This is a genomic window from Levilactobacillus hammesii DSM 16381 (assembly GCF_001434395.1).
Lineage (GTDB): Bacteria > Bacillota > Bacilli > Lactobacillales > Lactobacillaceae > Levilactobacillus > Levilactobacillus hammesii.
On sequence record NZ_AZFS01000064.1, the window covers coordinates 132,015 to 154,097 of the forward strand.

Annotated in this window: 24 protein-coding genes; 20 read left to right on the forward strand and 4 right to left on the reverse strand. The window is 49.5% G+C overall.

Translation table 11 applies throughout. From position 1 onward, the window contains the following. Nucleotide 1 precedes the first annotated feature (1 nt). The 4 genes from FD28_RS11010 to FD28_RS11025 are packed head-to-tail and all read left to right on the forward strand — an operon-like array spanning nucleotide 2 to nucleotide 3,445. On the forward strand, nucleotides 2-949 hold the full coding sequence (locus tag FD28_RS11010) for a glycosyltransferase family 8 protein (RefSeq protein ID WP_057735098.1): 948 nt from the start codon (nucleotides 2-4) through the stop codon (nucleotides 947-949). A 21-nt stretch (nucleotides 950-970) separates the two neighbouring features. Next, a complete protein-coding gene (locus tag FD28_RS11015) occupies nucleotides 971-1,915 on the forward strand; it encodes a glycosyltransferase family 8 protein (RefSeq protein ID WP_057735099.1) in 945 nt (314 codons plus the stop codon). A 16-nt stretch (nucleotides 1,916-1,931) separates the two neighbouring features. Continuing rightward, nucleotides 1,932-2,810: a lysophospholipid acyltransferase family protein gene (locus FD28_RS11020; RefSeq protein ID WP_235806893.1), complete on the forward strand. Its 879-nt coding sequence runs from the start codon at nucleotides 1,932-1,934 to the stop codon at nucleotides 2,808-2,810. Between the two features lie 35 nt (nucleotides 2,811-2,845). Beyond that, on the forward strand, nucleotides 2,846-3,445 hold the full coding sequence (locus FD28_RS11025; protein WP_057735101.1) for a TetR/AcrR family transcriptional regulator: 600 nt from the start codon (nucleotides 2,846-2,848) through the stop codon (nucleotides 3,443-3,445). Nucleotides 3,446-4,135: 690 nt separating this feature from the next. Here the strand turns inward: FD28_RS11025 and FD28_RS11030 are convergent. Next, nucleotides 4,136-4,981, reverse strand: a complete 846-nt coding sequence (locus tag FD28_RS11030) for an alpha/beta fold hydrolase (RefSeq protein WP_057735102.1) — start codon at nucleotides 4,979-4,981, stop codon at nucleotides 4,136-4,138. Next, the gene (locus tag FD28_RS11035; protein WP_057735103.1) at nucleotides 4,978-5,406 is read right to left on the reverse strand and encodes a MarR family transcriptional regulator; all 429 of its coding nucleotides are present in this window, start codon (nucleotides 5,404-5,406) and stop codon (nucleotides 4,978-4,980) included. The genes FD28_RS11030 and FD28_RS11035 overlap by 4 nt, the downstream gene beginning before the upstream one ends. A gap of 159 nt (nucleotides 5,407-5,565) precedes the next feature. Between FD28_RS11035 and FD28_RS11040 the strand changes: the two genes are divergently transcribed. The 15 genes from FD28_RS11040 (at nucleotide 5,566) to FD28_RS11105 (ending at nucleotide 19,067) form a co-directional block, all read left to right on the forward strand. Continuing rightward, nucleotides 5,566-6,291, forward strand: a complete 726-nt coding sequence (locus FD28_RS11040; protein ID WP_057735104.1) for an ABC transporter ATP-binding protein — start codon at nucleotides 5,566-5,568, stop codon at nucleotides 6,289-6,291. Next, nucleotides 6,288-7,514 carry an ABC transporter permease gene (locus tag FD28_RS11045; RefSeq protein WP_057735105.1) on the forward strand — a complete coding sequence of 409 codons (1,227 nt, stop codon included), beginning with the start codon at nucleotides 6,288-6,290 and terminating at the stop codon, nucleotides 7,512-7,514. Before FD28_RS11040 ends, FD28_RS11045 begins: the two co-directional genes overlap by 4 nt. A gap of 139 nt (nucleotides 7,515-7,653) precedes the next feature. Next, entirely contained in the window at nucleotides 7,654-8,292 is a 639-nt protein-coding gene (locus tag FD28_RS11050; RefSeq protein ID WP_235806894.1) for a TetR/AcrR family transcriptional regulator, read from the forward strand. A gap of 144 nt (nucleotides 8,293-8,436) precedes the next feature. Continuing rightward, complete coding sequence (locus FD28_RS11055) at nucleotides 8,437-9,624, forward strand: MFS transporter (protein ID WP_057735106.1); 1,188 nt, start codon at nucleotides 8,437-8,439, stop codon at nucleotides 9,622-9,624. A gap of 109 nt (nucleotides 9,625-9,733) precedes the next feature. Then, on the forward strand, nucleotides 9,734-10,915 hold the full coding sequence (locus FD28_RS11060) for an MFS transporter (protein WP_057735107.1): 1,182 nt from the start codon (nucleotides 9,734-9,736) through the stop codon (nucleotides 10,913-10,915). Between the two features lie 54 nt (nucleotides 10,916-10,969). Then, a complete protein-coding gene (locus tag FD28_RS11065) occupies nucleotides 10,970-11,812 on the forward strand; it encodes an aldo/keto reductase (protein ID WP_057735108.1) in 843 nt (280 codons plus the stop codon). A 357-nt stretch (nucleotides 11,813-12,169) separates the two neighbouring features. After that, nucleotides 12,170-13,534 carry a purine-cytosine permease family protein gene (locus FD28_RS11070; protein ID WP_057735109.1) on the forward strand — a complete coding sequence of 455 codons (1,365 nt, stop codon included), beginning with the start codon at nucleotides 12,170-12,172 and terminating at the stop codon, nucleotides 13,532-13,534. Between the two features lies 1 nt (nucleotide 13,535). Next, a complete protein-coding gene (locus FD28_RS11075) occupies nucleotides 13,536-14,417 on the forward strand; it encodes a PfkB family carbohydrate kinase (RefSeq protein WP_057735110.1) in 882 nt (293 codons plus the stop codon). A 358-nt stretch (nucleotides 14,418-14,775) separates the two neighbouring features. Beyond that, nucleotides 14,776-15,534, forward strand: a complete 759-nt coding sequence (locus FD28_RS11080; protein ID WP_057735111.1) for an LPXTG cell wall anchor domain-containing protein — start codon at nucleotides 14,776-14,778, stop codon at nucleotides 15,532-15,534. 145 nt (nucleotides 15,535-15,679) lie between these two features. After that, nucleotides 15,680-15,802, forward strand: a complete 123-nt coding sequence (locus tag FD28_RS13540) for a hypothetical protein (RefSeq protein WP_268888937.1) — start codon at nucleotides 15,680-15,682, stop codon at nucleotides 15,800-15,802. A gap of 111 nt (nucleotides 15,803-15,913) precedes the next feature. Beyond that, nucleotides 15,914-16,483, forward strand: coding sequence for a TetR/AcrR family transcriptional regulator (locus tag FD28_RS11085; RefSeq protein ID WP_057735112.1), 570 nt, complete (start codon nucleotides 15,914-15,916; stop codon nucleotides 16,481-16,483). 117 nt (nucleotides 16,484-16,600) lie between these two features. Beyond that, the gene (locus FD28_RS11090; protein WP_057735113.1) at nucleotides 16,601-17,026 is read left to right on the forward strand and encodes a MerR family transcriptional regulator; all 426 of its coding nucleotides are present in this window, start codon (nucleotides 16,601-16,603) and stop codon (nucleotides 17,024-17,026) included. 14 nt (nucleotides 17,027-17,040) lie between these two features. Beyond that, entirely contained in the window at nucleotides 17,041-17,451 is a 411-nt protein-coding gene (locus FD28_RS11095) for a cupin domain-containing protein (protein ID WP_057735114.1), read from the forward strand. A gap of 13 nt (nucleotides 17,452-17,464) precedes the next feature. Further along, nucleotides 17,465-17,785, forward strand: coding sequence for a carboxymuconolactone decarboxylase family protein (locus FD28_RS11100; RefSeq protein WP_057735115.1), 321 nt, complete (start codon nucleotides 17,465-17,467; stop codon nucleotides 17,783-17,785). Nucleotides 17,786-17,936: 151 nt separating this feature from the next. Beyond that, nucleotides 17,937-19,067, forward strand: coding sequence for a family 8 glycosyl hydrolase (locus FD28_RS11105; protein WP_057735116.1), 1,131 nt, complete (start codon nucleotides 17,937-17,939; stop codon nucleotides 19,065-19,067). Between the two features lie 152 nt (nucleotides 19,068-19,219). On the opposite strand, the gene FD28_RS11110 is transcribed toward FD28_RS11105, so the two are convergent. Both FD28_RS11110 and FD28_RS11115 read right to left on the reverse strand, forming a co-directional pair. Continuing rightward, on the reverse strand, nucleotides 19,220-20,167 hold the full coding sequence (locus FD28_RS11110) for a GH25 family lysozyme (protein WP_057735117.1): 948 nt from the start codon (nucleotides 20,165-20,167) through the stop codon (nucleotides 19,220-19,222). A gap of 205 nt (nucleotides 20,168-20,372) precedes the next feature. Continuing rightward, on the reverse strand, nucleotides 20,373-21,299 hold the full coding sequence (locus FD28_RS11115) for a matrixin family metalloprotease (protein ID WP_057735118.1): 927 nt from the start codon (nucleotides 21,297-21,299) through the stop codon (nucleotides 20,373-20,375). A 218-nt stretch (nucleotides 21,300-21,517) separates the two neighbouring features. Between FD28_RS11115 and FD28_RS11120 the strand changes: the two genes are divergently transcribed. Further along, nucleotides 21,518-22,078: a DNA-3-methyladenine glycosylase I gene (locus FD28_RS11120; protein ID WP_057735119.1), complete on the forward strand. Its 561-nt coding sequence runs from the start codon at nucleotides 21,518-21,520 to the stop codon at nucleotides 22,076-22,078. Nucleotides 22,079-22,083 lie beyond the last annotated feature (5 nt).

The window sequence follows — 22,083 nt, forward strand, 5'->3', positions numbered from 1 at the left end:
GATGACCCAACCAATTCCAATTTTCTTTTCCATCAATGATGCCTATGCGCCATTTCTCTCAGTCGCGATGACGTCCATCATTGCCCATGCCGATCCGCAGCGCCAGTACGACCTGATTGTTTTGTACGAAGATCTTAACGCGGAGAACCGGGAGCGGTTGGGACAACTGGCAACGACCAACGTTTCGATTCGCTTTGTTACGGTCAGCGATGACCTGATGAAGCAGTTGGCCGGGGAGCACATGAAGTTACGTGGGGCCACGTTTACCCTCACAATCTACTATCGGCTCTTCATTGCCGCCATGTTTCCCCAGTACGACCAAGCCATCTACCTCGATGCCGATGTGGTGACGACCACGGACCTGGCCGCACTGTTCCAGACGGATCTGGGGGACCATTTGGTCGGGGCCGTGCAGGACACCTTTGCTGCCGATCATCCGCAGAGTGTGCAGTACGTGACGCAGCACCTGCAGTTGCCAATTACCGACTACTTTAACTCTGGCGTGATGGTGTTGAATCTAAAGCAGATGCGCGCCGAGAAATTCAACGAGACCTTTACCCACTTGCTGACGACCTATCACGCCGAGTTCATTGCGCCGGATCAAGATTATTTGAACATTCTGTGCCGGGATCGCGTGACACACCTCGATCGTGCTTGGAATGTGATGCCGACCCAGCAGAACCGGGTGACCGCGCCCAAGCTGATTCACTACAGCTTGTTTGGCAAGCCGTGGCACTACGCGGATGCACAGAATGGCCAGTATTTCTGGGACATCGCGCCGCAATCCCCGTATTTCGCAGAAATTAAGGCGATCCAACGCGCCTTCACGGCTGCGGATCGTGCCAAGGATCAGGCCACTGAGACGGGGTTATTGGCTACGCTACACGCTTTTTCGGCGAAGAATAGTGATGATATTCAGCAGATTAGAAGAGAATTAATCAGCGACTAAATAGGTGAGGAGGGTGCTAACATGACGAAAGCTATTCCAATTTTCTTTTCCATCAACGATGCCTACGCGCCGTTTTTATCGGTGACGATAACCTCAATTAAAGCCCATTCGAATCCCCGGCAAAACTACGAATTGATTGTTTTATATGAGGTGCTGAGTGTTGAAAACCGTGAGCGATTGGGAAACATGGCGACCGGCAACGTGGCGATTCGCTTTGTGCAGCTTAGCCCGGACCTGCTCGCCCGGTTGGCCGGAGAACACCGGAAGCTGCCATGGGCAAACTTCACCCTGTCGATCTACTACCGGCTGTTCATTGCCGCGATGTTTCCCCAGTATGATCAGGCCATCTATCTCGATGCTGATGTCGTGGTGGCAACCGATCTGGCGGCGCTCTTCTGCATGGACCTAGGCGATCACTTGGTCGGTGCCGTTCGGGAGACCTTTGCGATTGAACACCCGCAGAGTCTACGCTACGTCGAACATCACCTGCAGTTGCCAATTGCTCAGTATTTTAACTCCGGCGTGTTATTGCTGAATCTGCGTCAGATGCGAGCAGAGGGGTTTAGCGAGAATTTTAGTCGTCTGCTGGCGACCTATCACCTTGACTTCATTGCGCCGGATCAGGATTATTTGAATGAATTGTGTCGCGATCGTGTCCTGTATCTGGATCCCGCTTGGAACACCATGCCTACACGGGGTAAGCGGGTTGTTCCCAAAGTGGCGCACTACACCTTGTTCAGTAAGCCGTGGCACTACCCGGCGGCACAGAACGCCCAGTATTTCTGGGATATCGCGCCTCAGTCTCCATACTATGCGGAAATCCTGGCCATTCAACGGGTGTTCACCGCAGCGGACCGCGCCAAGGATCGTACGGCTGAGCACAACCTCCTACGGACACTCGCCATTTATGCGGAGAAACAACCAGCTAATGTCTGGCAGATTAAAAAAGAATTGGAGTTGATCTAACATGATTATTGGTGGTATGAAAGAAAAAGTTGTCAAAAACATTGAACATGATGCCGTGACTGGCCAACTGAACGCCAAGGTCGAAGTTAATGATCCGATTTTTACGAAGGCCCAACAAACCGCCGTGCTCCAGCGTTACCTTCAGCGCAACGGCACCTTGACCTATCGTTTTAACAATCACGTTTCCCGGCAGGTCGCGGGGTTGGCCACCCGTTACTTTAATCGGCGGACCCGCTTTGAAGGTTTGGAAAATCTGGCTGGGGTGACCGGCGGCGCCATCATCACCAGCAATCATTTTAATCCCCTAGACAACACGGTGGTGCGGCGGATGGTTCAGCGTACCAGTAAGAAACGTCTCTATATTGTGAGTCGGGATACCAACCTGGAGATGGGCGGGGTGATTGGCTACCTCATGAATTACTACGACACGATTCCCATTAGTGACGACAAGGAATATGCCGGACGGGTCTTTCCTAAATTCATTCAGCAGGCACTGGCCCAAGAGCAATATGTGCTGATCTATCCGGAACAGGAGATGTGGTTTAACTACCGTAAGCCACGACCGGTGAAGCGGGGGGCTTATTACTACGCCGCTAAATTCCAAGTTCCCGTCATCTCCTGTTTCGTCGAGATCCAAGATCTGCCACGCATGGATAATGCCGAGTTTGATCAGGTTCGCTACGTCATGCACGTTCTCAAGCCCATTTTCCCTGATCCGCAAAAGTCGGTGCGGGACAATAGCCGTGCCATGATGGCGCTCGATTATCAGCAGAAGAAGACGGCGTACGAACAGGCCTATGGCAAGCCCTTGACCTACCAGTTCGAACCCGACGACGTTGCCGGGTGGCGTGGTGAACGCATGCCTTTTGCTCCCAGTGCGGAAAAGACGGTATAATTAGAGCTAAACAACTTGAGTGGAGCGATGAAGTTATGACGAAAAAAAGTGACCAGCAACGCCAAAAGATCATTGCGGTCAGTCGAGAATTATTTACGGAAAAGGGCTATACGGAAACGTCCACGCGGGAGATTAATGAGCGCGCCGGCATTGCGGAAGGCCTGTTGTACTATTACTTTCCCAAGGGCAAACGGGAACTGCTGGATCAGATTGTCCATGAAGGCGTCGCGGACCGTATCCGCATTGCAGAAGACATGACGGCCGGGTGGACACGAGAAAATATTGAACGGGATGTCATTGGCCTCTTTGAAAACATGTGGCGGTTGTTAGGAAATGGCATTGGTTACCAGGAATTTATCATTACGATTCGCAATCGGGCAATGCTGTCGGATGAACAGTCTGCGTGGTTGATCACGTCTTTTGACCACGTTCAGAAGCGGGTGGCCCAGCGATTGTTCGAGATTACACCGGCAGAGGTGACCCCAGAGAAGGCGACCCAATTGGCAACGGCCATCATGGCGACCTTCCAGAAGGTGATTTTTGATGAATTGTTGATTCGTGATAATCAGGCGTTGCCAGCCAAAACGCACGATTTTATTGCGGGTCAGATTCATCTGCTCATGAAGCTGATTTAATTGCGTTAACTAGGGTTGGAAGATGAAATACCCACCGTGGCCCTGTATTGGTAAGCATTAGCGCCACTAAACTAGTCTAAAGTGGGCGCACTACGGCTGCCAGGGATTCCGCCTGCTGTGGGGACGCTTCAGCCTGGAAGGCCGCCAGTCTTCTCGCTCGATTTGGAGCCACGAAGAGCACCTGTCTCCAAAGTCGCCCGTGCTGTAAACTGGCTGAAGCACGCCAGTTAACACCACTTTCACGGCTGGCTCCATCCCTGGCCTCCTCCGGCTCTGATTGTGTTTTATCACAACACATCGTTCGAAAACGTGACTACCCTGCGTATTCGGTTCAGTTAATAACGCCTGCTATAGTTATGATCACAGTCAGCTAAGAGCACCATGTAAGCCGTGAGGTCGGCAGATATGGCTCAGGTGCGTCGTTCTACTTAGTCAGTAAGTGAACTCCTTACTGGCTTAGTAGAAAACCAAGCTTGTAGACTCGTGATTTTCGAGGCTTCAAGTTGCGTTCGCCCCGTTCCAGTCCATATCTGCTGACCGGTAAGGCGAAGGGACCACTAGGTTGCCCAATTTCAGGTTGACTATTATTGCTAGAATAGGTATACCTGATACTTTAAAACTTTAGTTTAGTTACTAAAAAGGTGAAGTCCAGCAAGTTTTGTGGGGCTTCACCTTTTAGTTTGGCGTGAGCTACTTATTAAAGAACTGAATAATCAGTTGCGCGATCGTTTGGGCGTGGGTTTCCAAGGCAAAGTGGCCGGTATCTAACAGGTCCACCTCAACATTGGCATCGTCACGCTTAAAGGCCTCAGCGCCGGCAGGAATGAACGAGGGATCGTTCTTGCCCCAAACGGCGAGTAGCTGGGGTTGATATTCGCGGAAGTACTGTTGAAATAGGGGATAGGTTTTGACGTTATTTTGATAATCAAAGATAAGATCCAGTTGACGCTCTGCGTAATCTGGCGTGTGGGTATAAGCGATATCGAGCATATAGCCGTCCGGTGCGACGCGATTGGGTTGGGTTCCCGTGAGGTACTGGCCCTTGATGGTCTCGGGAGCGAAGGCCGTCCGGTAGCTATCGCGTTTAGCTTGAGTGGGGTGATCCCAGAAGTCTTGGCGGGTGGCCCATTTGCTGCCTAATCCTTCTTGATAAGCGTTGCCGTTTTGACTAACGATGCCGCGAATCCAGTCGGGATGGCTAAGCGCCAGATAGTAGCCAATGGGAGCACCGTAATCAAAGACATACATGTAGAAGGAGGTGAGGTTGCGTTCTTTTAGGAAAGTCGTCATGATTTCACTGATATGTTTAAAACTGTAGATGAATTCATCGTGATCGGGTGAACTGGACTGACCGAACCCTGGAAAGTCTGGCGCAATCAAATGAAAATGATTTTCGAGTGCCGGCATGAGGTCACGGAACATATGACTAGCGGAAGGGAAGCCGTGCAGTAAGAGCATGGTGGGCTTGTTAGGATCGCCAGCCTCTCTGTAGAAAATGGACAGGTCTTCAACGTCTTGTTTATGATAAGTGATCATTTTAAGTCCTCCCGAATTTTTTGATTATTTGTCGTTAGTAGATGTGTCATGGGGGCTTTATCAGCACCCAGCAGTTGATCGGTTGTGGCCGTTAAGTGACTGAGACAGCGGTTGGCCGTCACCAGAAAGGGGGCGCTATCCGCGGTTAGGTCAATACTGGTCGCCCGTCCTTGTGCTTGTAGGGTGACTAACTTCTGCTGCGCCAGTGACTTGACCAGTCGAGAAATCGTTGAGCGTTCGTAGCCTAATTTCGTGGAAAGTTCCTTGATGGTCTGGGGATGCTGATCTTCCAATGCCATCATGATATAACTGTAGGCGGGTTTCAGGCCAGTTGGCGCAAAGATCTTGTCCGTGAGCTGCTCGACTGCTCGGAGATAGCGTGCGGCGGTGAAATAGGCACAGGTTTCGTAGAATTGGTGAGCCATGGGCAGGGGTCCTTTCTTTATCGTGTACATACACAGTACATCTAAATTCTTCTGTTTGCAAGCTAGTCATTGACAAAATTCAAAGGTGAGTATATACTCACCTTATCAAGTAAGTGATTACTCACTTACCAAGTCAATTCTGTTTTGGGAGGCATCATTATGGGACAAGCAATGATTGATTTACAACATCTCGCCAAAAAATTTGGCGATCAAACCGTCTTAAAAGATATTAATCTCACCGTGAATCCGGGTGAAATCGTTGGCCTCATCGGGCCTTCGGGGGCCGGTAAATCAACGGTGATCAAGGTGGCTTTGGGGATGGAGGTCGCGAGTGGCGGCTCCGCCAAGGTGTTTGACACGACCATGCCAAATCGGGAGTTGTTGGGACGAATTGGTTACATGGCGCAGACGGATGCCCTGTACGATTCCTTATCAGGTCTGGAAAACTTAAAGTTCTTTGGCTTGATGAAGGGCATCGCCAAGGCTGATATGAAAAAAGAGGTTATGCATGCGGCGGAAGTGGTTGACCTAACGGCTGATCTGAACAAACGAGTCTCCGGTTATTCTGGAGGGATGATGCGCCGTTTGTCTTTGGCCATTGCACTTCTGGGTAGTCCAGAACTACTGATCTTGGACGAACCGACCGTGGGAATTGATCCGGCGTTGCGGCGGCAGATCTGGACGGAACTGGGGCGCATTCGGGATGAAGGCCGAAGTATCTTGATTACAACGCATGTGATGGATGAAGCCGAATTAGTTGATCGTGTGGCATTGCTTTTAGACGGCGAAGTCATAGCATTCGATACGCCAGCCGTCCTGAAAAAGCAATATGCTGTTGCGACGATTGAAGACGTCTTTTTAAAGGCGGAGGGGGTTGAATCATGAGAACGATTGGAATTATGAACCGGGTGCTGAAAGAACTCTTTCGGGACAAGCGGACACTTGCACTGATGTTTGTTGCCCCCATTCTCGTGATGCTGTTAATGAGTGTGATCTTTAATACCAACGCCTCAACCGACGTCAGTGTGGGAACGGTCTCCGTTTCCCAGAAGTTGAACAAGGAAATGGGCGGGATCAAGCACGTGACGGTCAAGTCATATGATACGAAGCAGGATGCCAAGAAAGCTCTGAACGATGAAAAGGTTGATGCCATTATTAAGAAGAATGGTAACAACTACAGCCTGACCTATGCCAACACCGATTCTACTAAGACGGCGACGGTTAAATTGGCCTTCAAGAATGTCTTGACGGCAACGAGCATCAGTCAGCTGAAGTCGGCGCTAAAGCAGAGTACCAAGGCCACGGTCAAGTTACAGGCACAATTGCAGGCCTTACAGAAGCAACAGACTGCGGCATCTGCCATGACGGGTAGTGTGACTGCGGCCAAGCAAAACGCTGCTAAACAGGCCACGGCAGCTAAGGCCCAGTCAACGAATCATGCAACCAAGAGCACCAGTCAGTCCACGCCGAAGATCACGAACCACTACGTTTATGGGGACAAGGACACCGGTTACTTTGCTAAGATGCTTCCCATCCTGATGGGCTTCTTCGTCTTCTTCTTTGTTTTCCTGATTTCAGGGATGGCACTGCTCAAGGAACGAACAACGGGAACGCTGGATCGCCTGCTAGCAACGCCGGTTAAGCGGTCTTCCATCGTCTTTGGTTACATGCTAAGTTACGGCGTACTGGCTGTTATTCAAACGATTGTGATTGTCTTGACGACCGTATGGTTATTGGGAATCGAAGTCGTTGGTAGCATGGCTAGTGTCGTCGTCATCAACCTGATTCTGGCGTTGGTTGCCCTGGCATTTGGGATCTTACTGTCGACATTTGCCAACTCCGAGTTCCAGATGATGCAGTTCATCCCACTCGTGATTATTCCGCAGGTTTTCTTCTCCGGAATTATTCCACTGGATTCGATGGCCGACTGGGTGAAGGCTATTTCCTACATCATTCCGTTGAAGTACTCTGGTGAGGCGGTTAACGATATTATCATGCGAGGGACATCGATCTGGAATTTAGGCTTTGACATCTCGATTCTCTTAATTTTCCTGGTGGGGTTAACCATCCTGAACGTGATTGGATTGAAGCGTTATCGGAAAGTTTAATTGAAATTACAAGAGTTTATTAATTAAGTCGCGTATACTAAATAAGTAGTTATGATTGCCGTTCCAGAAAGTCATGGGCTTACTGTGAGCGGCAATTGACGTCATTAATCACATCGATTAAACGGAAAGGGTGAATGGTGTGGAACCAAATATTTTTGTCAATTACCGCGATTGGCTGGAACAACAAAAGATGCCAAAAGGTAAGAAGGCAGCGTTGGTGGCGGCTATGACGCTCTTTTCAGAGAATGGCTTCGATGGCACATCGACTGTTGATGTGGCTAAGGCAGCCGGGATCAGTCAAGCCACCATTTTTAAGTATTTTCATACGAAGCAGGATTTGATGTTGGCCGTAGTACGGCCTGTCATGGCGCACTTCTTTCCCCAGTATCGCGACGAGTTCTTTGCTGGGATTGCTAAACAAAAGACGTTGACGACGATGGTGCATTTCATGGTGACCGACCGGTATGCCTTCATCAAAGGAAATGAAGAAGCCGTCAAAATCATTGCGATGGAACTGATGACTAATGCCGATGTCCGGCAATTGTTTGGGAAATTAGTCAGTGATAATGATTTTGATTTTCTCGGCGAACTGCTGCAGTATTTTCGAGAAACCGGGGAGTTGCGTGACGACATCGAGGCTGCCGATCTGGTCCGGATCATGGCCGGACAGTTGATTGGCTACTTGGTGCAGTCCAATTACGCGCCGTTTCTACTTCATGGTCAGGAAAAAGACCTCCAGTTGATGACGGAACAGATTGTCCGTACGATTAAAAAATAAATGAAACGGAACGGTTAGTTGCCTGAGGGGACTAGCCGTTTTTTGTGTTCTCGTGTACCCTAGAGAGTAAGGTGGATTGTTCCCGAGACGAGCAGTCTTATTTGAAAATTCAGTCCTGTTTAGGCGTACGAAAGGAAGTAGACTATGTCGAAATACCGTCTTCAAACGATTCTCTTTGTCCTAACCTCATTCATGTTGGGGTGTAATGAGTTTATAGTCGTGGGGGTCATCTCCGATATCTCACAGTCACTCAAGGTTTCCGTGGCGACGGTGGGGTATTTGGTGACGATTTTTGCAACGACTTTTGCCGTTAGCACGCCGTTCATTACCGTACTGACGAATCGGTTTAGTCGGTATAAGACGCTGATGGTTCTGATGGGAATCTTCTTAGTAGGAAACACGTTAAGTGGATTTGCCACGAGTTATGGCATGCTACTGCTAGCGCGAATGATGACGGCAATTGTGGCGGGGGCCATCGAGTCCTTTATCATCGCCTTTGCCAATGACATTGCGCCACACGACAAGCGGGCGGTGCTGATTGCGTGGATCTCTGCCGGTTTCAGCATTGCTTCCGTGATTGGCGTGCCCATTGGGGTGGCCATCAGTACCGCTGATAGCTGGCACACGGCATTTCACGTGATTTCAATCATCACACTGGTGACCTATGTGCTACTGGCCTGGTTGCTACCACGGCACGTCCCACAGACCAAGGGGGGCGTCAAGGATCAGTTGGTCTTTCTAACCGATCGGCGGGTCTATCTGGGGATCGCCGTGAACCTCTTCATGGCGGCGACGATGTACGCCTACTACACCTACATTCGACCTTTGATTACGACGAGTATGGGGTTCAGTCTGACGAGTCTAAACTGGTTGCTCTTCGTGCTGGGGATCATGAGTATCATTAGCAACCGCTTGTCAGGTACCCTGGCTGAGCGAAATGGCCTTCGACAGTTGCCGTGGTTTTACGTAGCCGATATGGCCCTATTGCTGATATTGCCAGTGGCGTTAAATAGCCAGGTACTGGGCTTCGGGGTTCTGCTGATTCTGACATTGATTGTGACCATTGCCGGAGCGCCCATCCAGATTCATTTCCTAGATGTGGCAGCCGAGAGCTATCCACAGGCAACTATGCTGGCGTCGTCGGTCAGTCCGATTTCCTTTAACATTGGTATTTCCGTGGGATCAGCGACGGCCTCGTTGATGCTTAGCCAGGTTGGTTTACAAAATGTGAGTCTGGGGGCGGCTGGTTACGCCCTGATTTCATTGATTTTAGTGGTGATTTTGAACCGCGTTATGGCGACTTATCACCAGTCTACGGTGTTAGAAAAATAATGCGTGATTGGGGACGTTTTCATGAGACGTCCCTTAACGTATTTTCTGAAAGATAGTGTATTCTGGTAGGTAGCGAGTGAAAATTTTAAGATTCAGAGGAGAAAATATCTTGAACAAGTATCGTTGGCAAGCCATCGTCTTTGTCCTGGTGGCTTTTATGTTGGGGTGTAATGAATTTATTGTGGTCGGGGTACTCTCGGACATTGCCAAGGAATATCGGATTCCGGTGGCAACCGTGGGTTATTTGGTCACCATTTTTGCGACGGTGTACGCGGTGAGCACGCCGTTTATTACGGTCCTGACGAGTCGGTTTAGCCGTTACAAGACGCTCATGACGTTGATGGGAATCTTCTTAGTGGGGAACACGCTGAGTGGCTTTGCCATGAACTATCCCGTCCTACTGCTGTCACGGATGATGACGGCGATGGTAGCTGGGGCGATTATTTCTTTGATTATGACATTTGCCAGTTCTATTGCGCCGCGTGAGAAGCGGGCGGGCCTGGTTTCCTGGATCTTTGCCGGTTTCAGTATTGCCTCCGTCTTTGGGGTGCCCATTGGAACGGCAATCAGTACCAGTTATAGCTGGCACGACGCTTTTTACCTCATCTCGGTCATCAGCGCGGTCACCTGTGTTCTACTGGGATGGCTACTGCCACGGCAGGTTGAGCAGGTGCAGGGCAGTATTAAAAATCAATTGGTTCTGTTAAAGGATCGGCGGATTTACGTGGGCATTGCCCTGGTTCTGTTCACAGCAGCCACCATGTACGCGTACTATACCTACATTCGACCACTGCTCACGACGGCGCTGGGCTTTAGCACCCAGAGTCTAAACTGGTTGCTCTTCCTGATTGGGATTATGAGTATCCTGAGCAATCGGCTGTCCGGTCGATTGGCCGAACGAAATGGGCTGCGGATCATGCCTCGTTTCTACGTGGCGGACGTGATTCTGTTAGCGCTGTTGCCGATTGGCCTGGGCTTTAAGTTTGGTGGCCTGGGGATCTTATTAGTCTTGAGCCTGATTGTGACGGTCATCAACTCGCCCATTCAGATTCATTTTCTAAACATTGCCGAAGAAGAATATCCGCAATCCACGGTATTAGCGTCATCACTGAATTCCATCTTCTTTAACTTTGGCATCTCATTGGGCTCAGCGACCGCTTCCGGCATGCTGGGTGTGGCGGGTCTTAATCACATCAGTTGGGGAGCGGCAGTGTATGCCGCCATTTCACTGATGCTGGCGGTTATCTTGAACCGGGTCATCAAGCAGCATCGGCAAAATAGTTCCCTTTAGTGCGTTTCCGCGTTAGAGTGAACTTAGTCGTACATTTAGACAGGAGGTTATTTGATGAGTGATGTACCAGAAATAACGTTGAACGATGGTTACCAAATGCCAGCAGTGGGTTTGGGCACTTTTCAAGTTCGCGGTGGACAGGGTGTCAATCAGATCTTAGCCGCAATTCGCGACGGTTATCGGAGCTTAGATACCGCGACGAATTACGATAACGAGGGGGCCGTGGGCGAAGCGATTCGCCGATCGGGTTTGCCTCGTTCAGCCTTCTTCGTGACGTCTAAGTTGCCCGGAAAGTATCACCGGTACGCCGACGCCACGATGGCGGTGCAAGAGTCCCTTTATCGCATGGGACTGGCTTATTTCGACCTGTTCTTGATTCACTGGCCGTTACCCAAGCGGGATCACTACGTTGAAGCTTGGCAAGCATTGATTGATGCCCAAACCCGGGGCTTAATCCGGTCGATTGGGGTCTCGAACTTTGAGCCCGAACATTTGGACCGACTAGTGAAGGAAACGGGTGTGACGCCAGCGGTCAACCAGATCGAGGCGCATCCGTATTGGAATAACCAGCGGATGTTGACGGCGGATCAACAGCGGGAAATCGTTACCGAAGCCTGGAGCCCATTGGGACGCGGTAGTGCCGCGCTACGGGAACCGGTGATTCAGAAGCTGGCTAAGAAGTACGAGAAGAACGTGGGCCAGATCATTTTACGCTGGCACTATCAACGGGGGATCGTGCCGATTCCTAAGGCCAGCCACCTGCTGCATCAACGGTCTAACCTGAATTTATTTGACTTTAACTTAACGCCCGAAGAGATGCATGCTATTGACGAATTGAGCCGTGCTGATGGTCGGGTTGATGGTCAAGATCCTAACGAATATGAAGAATTTGATTAAGCTTGTTTGGCGCATAGTACTTGAACTATGCGTTTTTTTGTGGGGTGAAATCCTGAAAATAGACGTGTTAGGCTATAAATAATTTTGTGAGTGATTGTTGCTGACAATCCAACCTTAATCAGGTATAGTGTGATTATTGGTACTTTGGGGGAAGATGATGAAAATGCTGATCGGTGCAGGCAGTCCGTGTGTTGACGGGGCTTTTTGCCCAATTGTAACTGCCGTAAACTATTTGCAGCAGTCATCAAGACGATGGTTAAATGGGGAAAGCTCCGCCTCCTGACGAGCACTTAGGTAGACAGGCAGACGTTATCTTTTCAGGAGTACCAAATACGACTATTGAGGAGTAAGACGGCTATGAATGGGGAAAGTATCAAGGTGCCACAGAACGAAAAGACGTTAACACCTGGAAAATTATTCTACAATTGGTTCGCCGCAAACATCGGCATTATGGGGATTGTTTTTGGTGCCATTATTGTGAGCTATCATTTATCATTTGTTCAAGCAACGCTGGCTTCGCTGTTGGGGGCATTGTCTTTCGTCTTCCCCGGGTGGGTGGCCATGATTGGTAAACGCGAGGGGGTGACCACCTTTAAGTTGTCGCGCGCCGCCTATGGTACTCAGGGAAATAAGCTTCCTAATGGGATTGCCTGGGTCAACATGGTTGGCTGGTTAGCCATTAATGTGATTACGGGAACGCTACTGTTGGTCTCCCTCTTTCAGGTCTTACATATTGCCAAATCTACGCTGGTGACGGCCGTAGCGTTGGCGTTATTTGCAGGAATCGTGATTCTTTCGGGCCTCTTGAATGAAGCAATCTTGGCTAAGATTCAAACGTGGTTGTCCTGGATTTTCGGGGCACTAACGGTCATTATTCTCATTTTATTTTTGCTAAAGGCCGATTGGCAACAAGCGCTGGCCCGTCCTTCTGGTAAGTGGTTTGGTGGTTTTTGGCCAGCAGTCTCCATTGTGGCCGCCGGTTCTGGTATTAGTTGGTCCATGGCCGCAGCGGATTGGGGAGCCTACGTGAAGCCCCAAGCCAGCCAGAGTGCCACATTCTGGCATACGATGCTGGGCGGCGCGATCCCATTGTTTATTCTAATGTGGGGTGGGGTGCTGCTTAGCACGGTCGAACCGGGATTGGCTAGTGCGGCCAACCCCATCGATGTGATGAGCCGGGCACTGCCATCGTGGATGACGGTGATTTATTTTCTGGTGGCCGCCGGTGGGTTGATTCCGCAGTGTATTATCAGTCTACGGTCGGCACGGATTAACTTGGAGACAGTGGGGATTCATGTCTCACAAAAACATTCGCTAATTCTCCACAGTAGTATCGTGATTCTGATTCCCGTCTATGTGCTGTTTGTTGCCGAGGATTTTATGGGGAATTTCACGCTTTTCCTCGGTTTCTTGGGGACCTGTTTGGCGGCTTGGGTCGCAATCTTTCTGTGTGACAGCGTTCTGTATCGGCGAGAGGGTTACGCGATTAGTGATATGATGGCCGCGTCCACAAATCGATATAACTGGAAAGGGATCAGTTCATGGCTCGTTGCCGTGGTAACGGGTTTCTTGTTTACCAACAATGCGGTGTGGAACGGGCCATTTGCACGGGGCATTTTCCGAGACAATAGTCTGGGTGTTTTTGTCGCGGGGGCCGCTGCGGTCATCTGCATGTTGGTCCTGTTGCCACTGGGAAAGCGGCTAACGGAAGAGGTGGAGTGAGTTGAAACGAGTCTTGGTGATTGGGGCAGCGTATGTCGATATTGTCGTCAACGTGCAGCGCTTGCCACGGAGCGGGGAAGATGTTCCTGGTGAATGGCGGCGTACACAGGTGGGCGGCTCAGCCTTCAATGTGCAACGGGCGCTAACTTACGCTGGAGCGACGGCGAATTTGCTGGTCCCAATTGGACGTGGTGAACACGCCACAATTGTCCGGGAAACCTTCCAACGATTAGGGATTCCAATGCTTCTGCAAGATCCTAGCGCCGACAACGGGTGGGACGTGTCGTTTGTTGAGGCCAACGGCGAGCGGGCCTTTCTGTCGATTAATGGGGTGGAAAGGTATTGGCGATCCGAGTGGTTTGAAACGGTTAATTTAGCTGATTACAGCTACGTTTATTTGTCCGGGTACGAGCTCGAGGATCCACACGCAGCCGCGGTTATCCTGACCGCTCTGGAGAGATTCCCCCAACTTCCCGTGCTTTTTGATACCTCACCTCGTGTGGACCAGCTTACGGCGGCTGTACTGAAACGAATCCTGCGACCAGGTGTGTTGGTTCACAGTAATGCGGTTGAGATTCAGCGACTAGGCTCACCCGATGAAACGTACCAAGCCATCGCACAGCGGTTGAATGCGCTGACTGAGGCGCCGGTAGTGGTGACGTTAGATGCGCAAGGTTGCTATTACGTGGACCAGGGGCAAGCCCATATGGTACCTGGTGAAGCCAGTCAAGTGGTGAATACGATTGGTGCCGGCGATACGCACTGTGGTGGCTTGTTGGCCGAATTGACAGCGGGCCATTCCCTTGAGGTGGCCATGCAACGCGCCAACCATTTGGCAGCGTTAGTCGTCGCGCAACGCGGTGGTGCTTTAGAAAAGGTGTAATGGTGGAGACTGATTTGCATTAGTGAATCAGTCTTTTTTAGCCAGATTAATGACAGGTGTAGCCGTTTAGAACCTGAAAGGATATAAAATTAAAGGGTGGTGTCACGTTAGCAGTGGTGATAGATGCAGGGCTAAGTCAATGGGAATGCGCGAATAAGGCGCTGTTGCCAGTTGTGATTTTTTTAACAGCCCCGATTTTTTCTTGCGCACCGGCATTTTCTTTCGGGAGCACCTATAATAATTACAGACCAGCGAAAGTATTGTCAGTAAAAGCATTTTGTCATACGAGCTGTTAGTAAGCTTGGATTTTAAACAAATTAGAGGGGGAACGGGAAGCGTTGATTGGAGGAGAATAAGGATGAAAAGAAAAGTAGTGGTTGCTATGGCCGGTGGATTGTTGGTGACTGCGATTGGTCTGATCGGTAGTTTTAGCACTGCGAGCAACACGGCTTATGCTAGTGATGTCGCGGTATCTACTGTGAACCCCAATTTGAGCAGAGTTTCAAGCGTTGGAGAACACCCATGGGGCTGGGCCGGGCTGGTGCCGGATATTCCAATTAAGCCCTGGATACCAAGCAAGCCCTGGAAACCAGGTAAGCCGTGGAAGCCAGGCCCAACGAATCCAACGGAGCCAGGGAATCCGGGTCCAACCAATCCAACGGAGCCAGGAAATCCCAATCCAACGGAACCAAAGGAGCCAGAGAACCCAACGAATCCAAAGGAACCAGAAAATCCGGGTTCAACCAAGCCAGAGAATCCGAGTCCAACCAATCCGGTAAAACCAACTGCGCCACAAAAGCCACAGAAACCTCAAAAACCCCAGAAGCCACAAAAGCCGGGCGTTATCGTTAATCGCCCAGTAAGTAATAGCCCAAGAGAACAGGTGGTAAATGGTGGTGCTGGTGTAAACGCCGTTGCACATCACGTGGGCAAGTCAGCAAGCCAAAGTCCAGTAGCGATGAGTCGAGAGAGTCAGCCCAAAATGACAGTCAGTGCGGTTGGCCCAACCTTACCGCAAACGAGTGAAAAGTCCTCGTCGACTGAAGTGGGATTAGGTGGTGCGCTTTTGCTAGCACTCAGCGGATTAGGCGCATTTGTTTGGAAGCGGCAGAATTAGGTTAGAACCAGTGTGACACGATTGACGGCACGTTGTAAGGGGCAACGTGCCGTTTTTTAGGCCGAACTTCATGATCGGGACTAGTCACAAAGTCTAGCTGCTGAAGTGGCGGCTTAAACGCACTTAAGGGAAAGGGGAGACCGTTTTGTTTGAAAAGGAATGGGTTAAACGCTGCTGGTTATTGGCGTTGTTGGGCAGTGGCCTGATGGGTGGTGGGTATGGTCAGGCCTGGCCGCCAATGCGAGAACTGTTTCGAAAGAAGCGGTAGGTATGCCGTAGTTAGGTGGCCGCTTTTGGCGTGTGTATCTTTCTGGAGTTTAAGTTACCGGCCATTCAAGGTATAATAATCACGAGAAGAACTTCAGAAAGAGGCGAGATTGTGGTAAAACGGCGAACCTTAACGAGAGAAATTGTGTTGGACCAGGCTGATCAATTGATTGCGGCACACGGCTTGGAGAATTTAACGATCCGGGCCCTCGCTGATGCATTGGAGATTCGGCCACAATCCGTTTATAACTACGCTGACAGCTTAAATGATCTGCTAGATCAAGTGGGCTTACGCTTCGTGGATAAGTTGACGGATCGTCTCATGCGCCGTTTGTTTGGGGTCGGTGGCAAGGAAGCATTGCTGGTCTTTGCCCAAGAGTTTCGCAAGGGGTGCCGGCAGGAGAAACACTTGGCGCCCATTTTGATGAACCCCAATGATCTGCGGCAGTTGAAACGCACCCACCAGGCACTACGGGATCTGTACAAGCAAATGTTTCAAAGCTTACACGTCCTGGAGGGTGCCGATAATCCCAATCTGGTGGAATCGACCCTGTATCGCTCCGCATTATTTGGGTTTATCATGCAGGAATTGGGTGGTTATTTAAAGTTGCCACAGCGACGGATTGATGAGCGTTTCCAACAGATGATGCAGTTAGTTGTTGATCAGATTACATTTGAATAGTTGCGAGTCGGGCTTAAAAGGGCCCGACTTTTTTGTCCTTTTTGGGCAATTGTGGTTGACTTAAAGTGCACTCGAAGGTGTTTACTAGGGATTGTAAGGAATGAGGGCGATCAGAAAATGGCAGATGAAAGACGCTACCGTATCGGCGAGTTTGCGAAATTAGTGGGACTATCCACGTATACGCTGCGCTATTACGAGGATCAGGGACTGATAAAGTCGCAACGTGATGAGAATGGCGTGCGATACTATACCGACCTAGATATTCGGTGGGTTGGTTTTATCCTACATCTCAAAGGAACCGGCATGCGCTTGAATGACTTGAAGCGCTACGTTAAGCTGCGAGCCGCTGGGGATGCAACAATTCCAGCTCGGCGAGAGATGCTGCAAAAGACCAAGGATGATGCTGAGGCCGACATTGCGGAATTGCAGATGCATCTGCAGGTGCTTAGCCACAAAATTGACTGGTACGATGGCAAAGTCGATCACACCATTGCCGATTCTGAGAGTTTCCACGACTATCTGCAACGTTTTAATCATCAATAAAGGAGTGCTTAAATTTGGCAAAAAATGAAGACGTAAAAAACGGGGTTATCTTCCCCGCTGGCGATAAGAATGTAGCGTATCAGGATGTCTTTACGGGTCAGAGCTACTTACAAGGCTTAGTCAGTGATCCCGATGTCAGTGTGGGAGTGGGCAACGTTACCTTTGAGCCCGGCTGCCGGAATAACTGGCACATTCACCACAATGGGTTTCAGATTCTACTGGTTACGGGTGGTGAAGGCTGGTATCAAGAGGCTGGTCAACCAGCTCGGCGGTTACATGCCGGTGATGTGGTGGTGACCAAGGACGGTGTCAAACACTGGCATGGTGCCACCAAGGACAGTTGGTTCAGCCACATTGCCATTACGGCGGGGACGCCCGAATGGCTTGAACCCGTTGATGATGCACATTACGATGCTTTAGACTAGGAGGTCGATCACTATGGCAAAGAAACAAACGGCAGGTCGGGATAACTTAGGTGATTTTGCGCCCAAGTTCGCTGAATTAAATGACGATGTCTTGTTTGGTCAAGTCTGGTCACGCGAAGAACAATTGTCCGCGCACCAACGGAGTTTGATTACGATTTCCGCCTTAATCTCGGCGGGGAACTTTGAACAATTGCCGGCACACTTGAAGATCGGCAAGAGTAACGGCATCACCAAGGATGAAATTTCCGAAGTGATTACGCACTTGGCCTTTTACGTGGGATGGCCGAAAGCCTGGTCCGCGTTTGGGATCGCCAAAAATATTTTTACAGAATAGACTTTAAGTAAACGACCTAGTCGACGATTGTTGGCGGGGTCGTTTTTTGCTAGAGTCATTTGCAATGAGGTGGGTTATTTTCAACGACAACAGTTGATAAAAGGCGCATAATAAACGGTAAATTGAGTCGTTTAAAGGGGCGTTATGCAGCATGCAAAAGGGAAAATTCTTGAAGTGCTTACTGGGTGTGACGTTAGTTGGCGGTTTAGTCTGGGGCCTAACGAGTGTTCAGCCCGTAACAGCACAGGCCAAATCCAGCCAAGCCGTCACGCAATACAAGCAATGGCAAAAGGCTTATCTGGGTGGTAAGACGCAGAAGTATGTTAAGTCCAATAATGGTCAGGGCGCGACGACCGTACTTTCCGAAGGTCAGGGGTACGGCATGCTGGCGACCGTGTTGGCGGCGAAGAAGGGCGCTAACACCCATGCAACCTTCAATCAGCTGTATAAGTATTACCGAGCACACCGCGTTTCCAGCAAGGTGCCGCTGATGCAGTGGCAACAGACGAAACGATCCGGCAAGATGACCAGTACGGGTTCCCAGAAGAATTCCGCGACCGATGGGGACTTGGACATTGCCTATGCGCTGATTTTGGCTGATAAAAAGTGGGGCAGCAAGCACACGAATTATCGTGCCGCGGCTAAGAGCTTGCTTAAGGCGATTCAGCAAAAGGAAATCAATCACACCACTTACTTGCCAACCATGGGTAATTGGGCCACGAACAGTTATGATTTGAGCAAGTTACGGACGTCGGATCTCATGACGGGATACTTCAAGACCTTCGCGAAATATACCAAGAACGCCACGTGGACCAAGGTCGCCAAACACAGTCAGACTGCAGTTAAGAAGCTCAGTGCGCGGCACCAAACGGGACTTTTCCCAGACTTTATTTTGGCAACGGGAAGTCAGATCAAACTAAAGGCGGTGAAGCCGTACAGCATTGAATCTGGAACGGATAACCAGGTCGGCTACAATGCCAATCGGGTGCCATGGCGGTTAGCCCAAACGTATAAGCTCAGTAAAGATAGCACGACTAAAAAGGCTTTGCTGAAGCAGCTGAAGTTCTTTAACCGTAAGAAGAAAATTACGGCAGTCTACACACTCGGTGGTAAGGCTGTGAATAGTTATGAAAATACGGCCTTTACGGCACCGGTTCACTTTGCGGCTGTGACGATGAAGCAGACGGCGCTAAAGAAAAAGACGGCCAAGCAATTGCCTAAGACGATTGAAAAGCACAATTATTATTCCGCTACGTTACAAGTAGTGACGGGATTACAGTAAACGGAAATGGAGTGGGCCAGGTAATATCTTGGCCAATAAAAACGGCTTTTTCAGGGACTAGTACAGTTCCTGAAAAAGTCGTTTTTGAGTGACAGTCCGCTCTCTTTTTAGACCAAAACAAAAGCCACCCCGCAGGATGGCTTTGTTTGTTTTTAATAAGTTGAAACGTAAGCCTTGTTAGCCGTGACGTACTTGCCGTTGGTTAATTGGAAACGGTAAGCGTTCTTGCTGTTCTTGGTGATGGCTTTGACAGCCAACTTCTTACCAGCAGCGACCTTGTTGCTACGCTTGTTCTTGGTGAATAATGTTGAGTTGTATTCGTAAACGGCCTTCTTGGTCTTGATACCACTAACATCAGTCATGCTCTTGTAGTAACTCGTGCTTGCGGAATCCGCTGTTTTGCCAGAGAACCACTTGTTGACGGCTGAACTGTTCAAGACCTTGTTCAAATCGACGTTTCCACTGATACCGGAAACACGACCTGAACTGGTGTATTGCCAGAGATCAACGGAAGTGCCACTGACCTTAGGCTTAACAGAACTGTATTTGGCAATCCAAGTCCCATCAAACTTGCTGAAGTTCAGCTTGTGGTAGTTGGCGTAGTATTCACCGGCGTACATGATTAATGGCTTGTCGGTCAAACCACGCATAGTCTTTAACCAAGCGTTAACGTAGGTTTGTTCCTTGGCGTTAGCTGATGGCATCCGCTTTTCTTCATCCAAAACGAAGAACTTCGTGTGCTTGTTGCTACGCTTGTAGAAGTCTTTGGCTTCCTGTTGGGCATCCTTAACACTCGTGAACTCAGCAAACATGTATTGGCCAAATGGCACGCCGTTCTTGTAGGCCCCTTCGGCGTTAACATTGCGCTTGCTGTCGATCATGTAGCCAGCGTCACCCTTACTCCCATGTTGAACCCGAATGATGGCGTACTTTAAGTCTTTAGACGCCTTTTTCCAGTTGATATTCCCTTGGTATTGCGAAATATCGGCAACCTTCTTACCGGCAGCGTTAGCCGTAGTGGTGTTTAAACCAACACCAACAGCTAATACAGCAGCAAAAGCAGCGACACCTGCAACCAATTTATGTAACTTAATTTGCATAAATGACATCCTCCTCAGTCTTTGCCTTTATTGTACACGGTGTGACCAACGAGCAGGTTACTACAGATTTACAATTGATTACAGTTAGATTGCAAGTGTCAAAAAAACGTTGATTTTCTATTCATCGTTAGGTGGCGCGAACATAGATGGAGACAGACAAAAGGACCCGGATTGACGTCGCGGGTCCTCAGAGAACAATATTAATTTAATAGGTGGCTGTGTAAATTTTTAAGGCTAATTTGGCACGATTCTTATCGGTTTTGGTAATCGGGTTGTACTTGGATAACCCCGCCTTAACCTTTCGATAGCTGTAAACATTGCTACTACCACTTTCAAAGTACATGAGATCGGCTTTGTTCGGGGAGTGGTTGAGTCCCATCACGTGTCCCAGTTCATGAGCGATCGTGCTGGCATACTCGTACATCCGACCATTTTTAGCAACAGTGTTAACTCCCTTAACTTCCTTTTCAAGGGTGGCATACGCTGGAAGTGCCTTTTCAACGGCCTGTGCCTCGGTGTTGAATTCGGTTTGGTAATTTGCATCGGCGGCGGTCACACCTCGTGCTGCTAGGTTGGCCTTGGCTTTAGATTCGATGGTATTGGCATACTTATTGTAGAAGGCGTCATTCAACTGGTTTGTCATGGCAACGCCGATGTTTTTGGTTTCGGCTTGGTAATAAGACCAACGCACTTGTAAGTGTTTGTTACCTGGTGTCCACCAAGCGTCACTTTGATCGCTCTTCGTGGCCTTAGCTTTTGAAACCGAGAAGGTCAGTGTGTGGTTCTTCTTAGACCCCTGGACAAATTCCTTCTTGCCGAGTTTCTTATTCCAGTAATTCATGGCAATCTTGACGCTGCTCTTTAGCTTAGCATCCTTGGTGTTAATCCAAACGGTGGCCTTGCCATTCTTCTTGAGTGCGGTTTGCGCGTCAAAGGCCAACTTGTACTTTTTACCAAGATTCTTAGCATTCTTGCGATAGTAGCTGTTCGACTTCTTCAGCGTTGCCGTGGAAGGCGTAACGCTGGCCGCATGAGCCGTAACAGTGCTGGTCGCAACGGCCGGCGCGAAAAGTAGTGCAGCCGCAGCCGCAACCAGGAGAGACCGCTTTTTAAAATGGTGTGCTCTGTGCATGATGCTAACCTCCTTAATTCCCCAAAACGTAACATTTACAATAGCATAGCCTTTTCTAGAAGGGCGGTCAAGTAAAAACTGCCCGTTAATTTTCAAGGCGCTTTTTCAATAACGGTAGTGATGGCAACGGTTTCAAAAATATAAAAGTGAACATTTGTTCGGGTGTTTCCATCTGTAATCTGGTATAGTAAGGTCAGTAGAAAAAAGGAGGTTTCACGATGGTTAATCGATGTGATTGGGCGACCTCTTCGCCTAAGATGACGCGCTATCACGATGAAGAGTGGGGACGACCTGAGCATGACGAGCAGACATTATTTGAGTTGCTGTGCTTGGAGACTTATCAAGCGGGTTTGAGCTGGCAAACGGTGTTGAATAAGCGTGAAGCATTTGAAGCGGCCTTTCATCGTTTCGATATTGCAACGGTTGCCGCGATGAAGCCGGCCGACGTGGATCAGTTGATGACGAACGCGGCGATTATTCGCAATCGTCGTAAGTTAGAAGCGACCGTTAATAACGCCCAAGTCTTGTTGAATTGGCCAGACCCCAGCGACTTTTCCACCTGGCTGTGGGCTTTTGTTGGCGGTCAGCCAATTCGTCATCACTTTAGCAGCGCTAGTCAGATCCCGGGAACCACTGATTTGGCACAACACATTTCGCGTGAACTCAAGAAGCGGGGCTTTAAGTTTGTTGGGCCGACGACCGTTTATTCCTTTTTGCAAGGAGCGGGGCTCGTCAACGACCACCTGATGAGTTGTGATTGGGCACCAGAGAACAGATAGAAGGG

What these genes read in the sequence shown, in the direction of transcription:
- FD28_RS11090 (WP_057735113.1), top strand. Translation starts at nt 16,601, where the DNA reads ATGGCAGATGAAAGACGCTACCGTATCGGCGAGTTTGCGAAATTAGTG.
- FD28_RS11110 (WP_057735117.1), bottom strand. Translation starts at nt 20,167, where the DNA reads ATGCAAATTAAGTTACATAAATTGGTTGCAGGTGTCGCTGCTTTTGCT.
- FD28_RS11065 (WP_057735108.1), top strand. Translation starts at nt 10,970, where the DNA reads ATGAGTGATGTACCAGAAATAACGTTGAACGATGGTTACCAAATGCCA.
- FD28_RS11030 (WP_057735102.1), bottom strand. Translation starts at nt 4,981, where the DNA reads ATGATCACTTATCATAAACAAGACGTTGAAGACCTGTCCATTTTCTAC.
- FD28_RS11120 (WP_057735119.1), top strand. Translation starts at nt 21,518, where the DNA reads ATGGTTAATCGATGTGATTGGGCGACCTCTTCGCCTAAGATGACGCGC.
- FD28_RS11025 (WP_057735101.1), top strand. Translation starts at nt 2,846, where the DNA reads ATGACGAAAAAAAGTGACCAGCAACGCCAAAAGATCATTGCGGTCAGT.
- FD28_RS11080 (WP_057735111.1), top strand. Translation starts at nt 14,776, where the DNA reads ATGAAAAGAAAAGTAGTGGTTGCTATGGCCGGTGGATTGTTGGTGACT.
- FD28_RS11040 (WP_057735104.1), top strand. Translation starts at nt 5,566, where the DNA reads ATGGGACAAGCAATGATTGATTTACAACATCTCGCCAAAAAATTTGGC.
- FD28_RS11055 (WP_057735106.1), top strand. Translation starts at nt 8,437, where the DNA reads ATGTCGAAATACCGTCTTCAAACGATTCTCTTTGTCCTAACCTCATTC.
- FD28_RS11070 (WP_057735109.1), top strand. Translation starts at nt 12,170, where the DNA reads ATGAATGGGGAAAGTATCAAGGTGCCACAGAACGAAAAGACGTTAACA.
- FD28_RS11100 (WP_057735115.1), top strand. Translation starts at nt 17,465, where the DNA reads ATGGCAAAGAAACAAACGGCAGGTCGGGATAACTTAGGTGATTTTGCG.
- FD28_RS11035 (WP_057735103.1), bottom strand. Translation starts at nt 5,406, where the DNA reads ATGGCTCACCAATTCTACGAAACCTGTGCCTATTTCACCGCCGCACGC.
- FD28_RS11010 (WP_057735098.1), top strand. Translation starts at nt 2, where the DNA reads ATGACCCAACCAATTCCAATTTTCTTTTCCATCAATGATGCCTATGCG.
- FD28_RS11115 (WP_057735118.1), bottom strand. Translation starts at nt 21,299, where the DNA reads ATGCACAGAGCACACCATTTTAAAAAGCGGTCTCTCCTGGTTGCGGCT.
- FD28_RS11015 (WP_057735099.1), top strand. Translation starts at nt 971, where the DNA reads ATGACGAAAGCTATTCCAATTTTCTTTTCCATCAACGATGCCTACGCG.
- FD28_RS11105 (WP_057735116.1), top strand. Translation starts at nt 17,937, where the DNA reads ATGCAAAAGGGAAAATTCTTGAAGTGCTTACTGGGTGTGACGTTAGTT.
- FD28_RS11045 (WP_057735105.1), top strand. Translation starts at nt 6,288, where the DNA reads ATGAGAACGATTGGAATTATGAACCGGGTGCTGAAAGAACTCTTTCGG.
- FD28_RS11020 (WP_235806893.1), top strand. Translation starts at nt 1,932, where the DNA reads ATGAAAGAAAAAGTTGTCAAAAACATTGAACATGATGCCGTGACTGGC.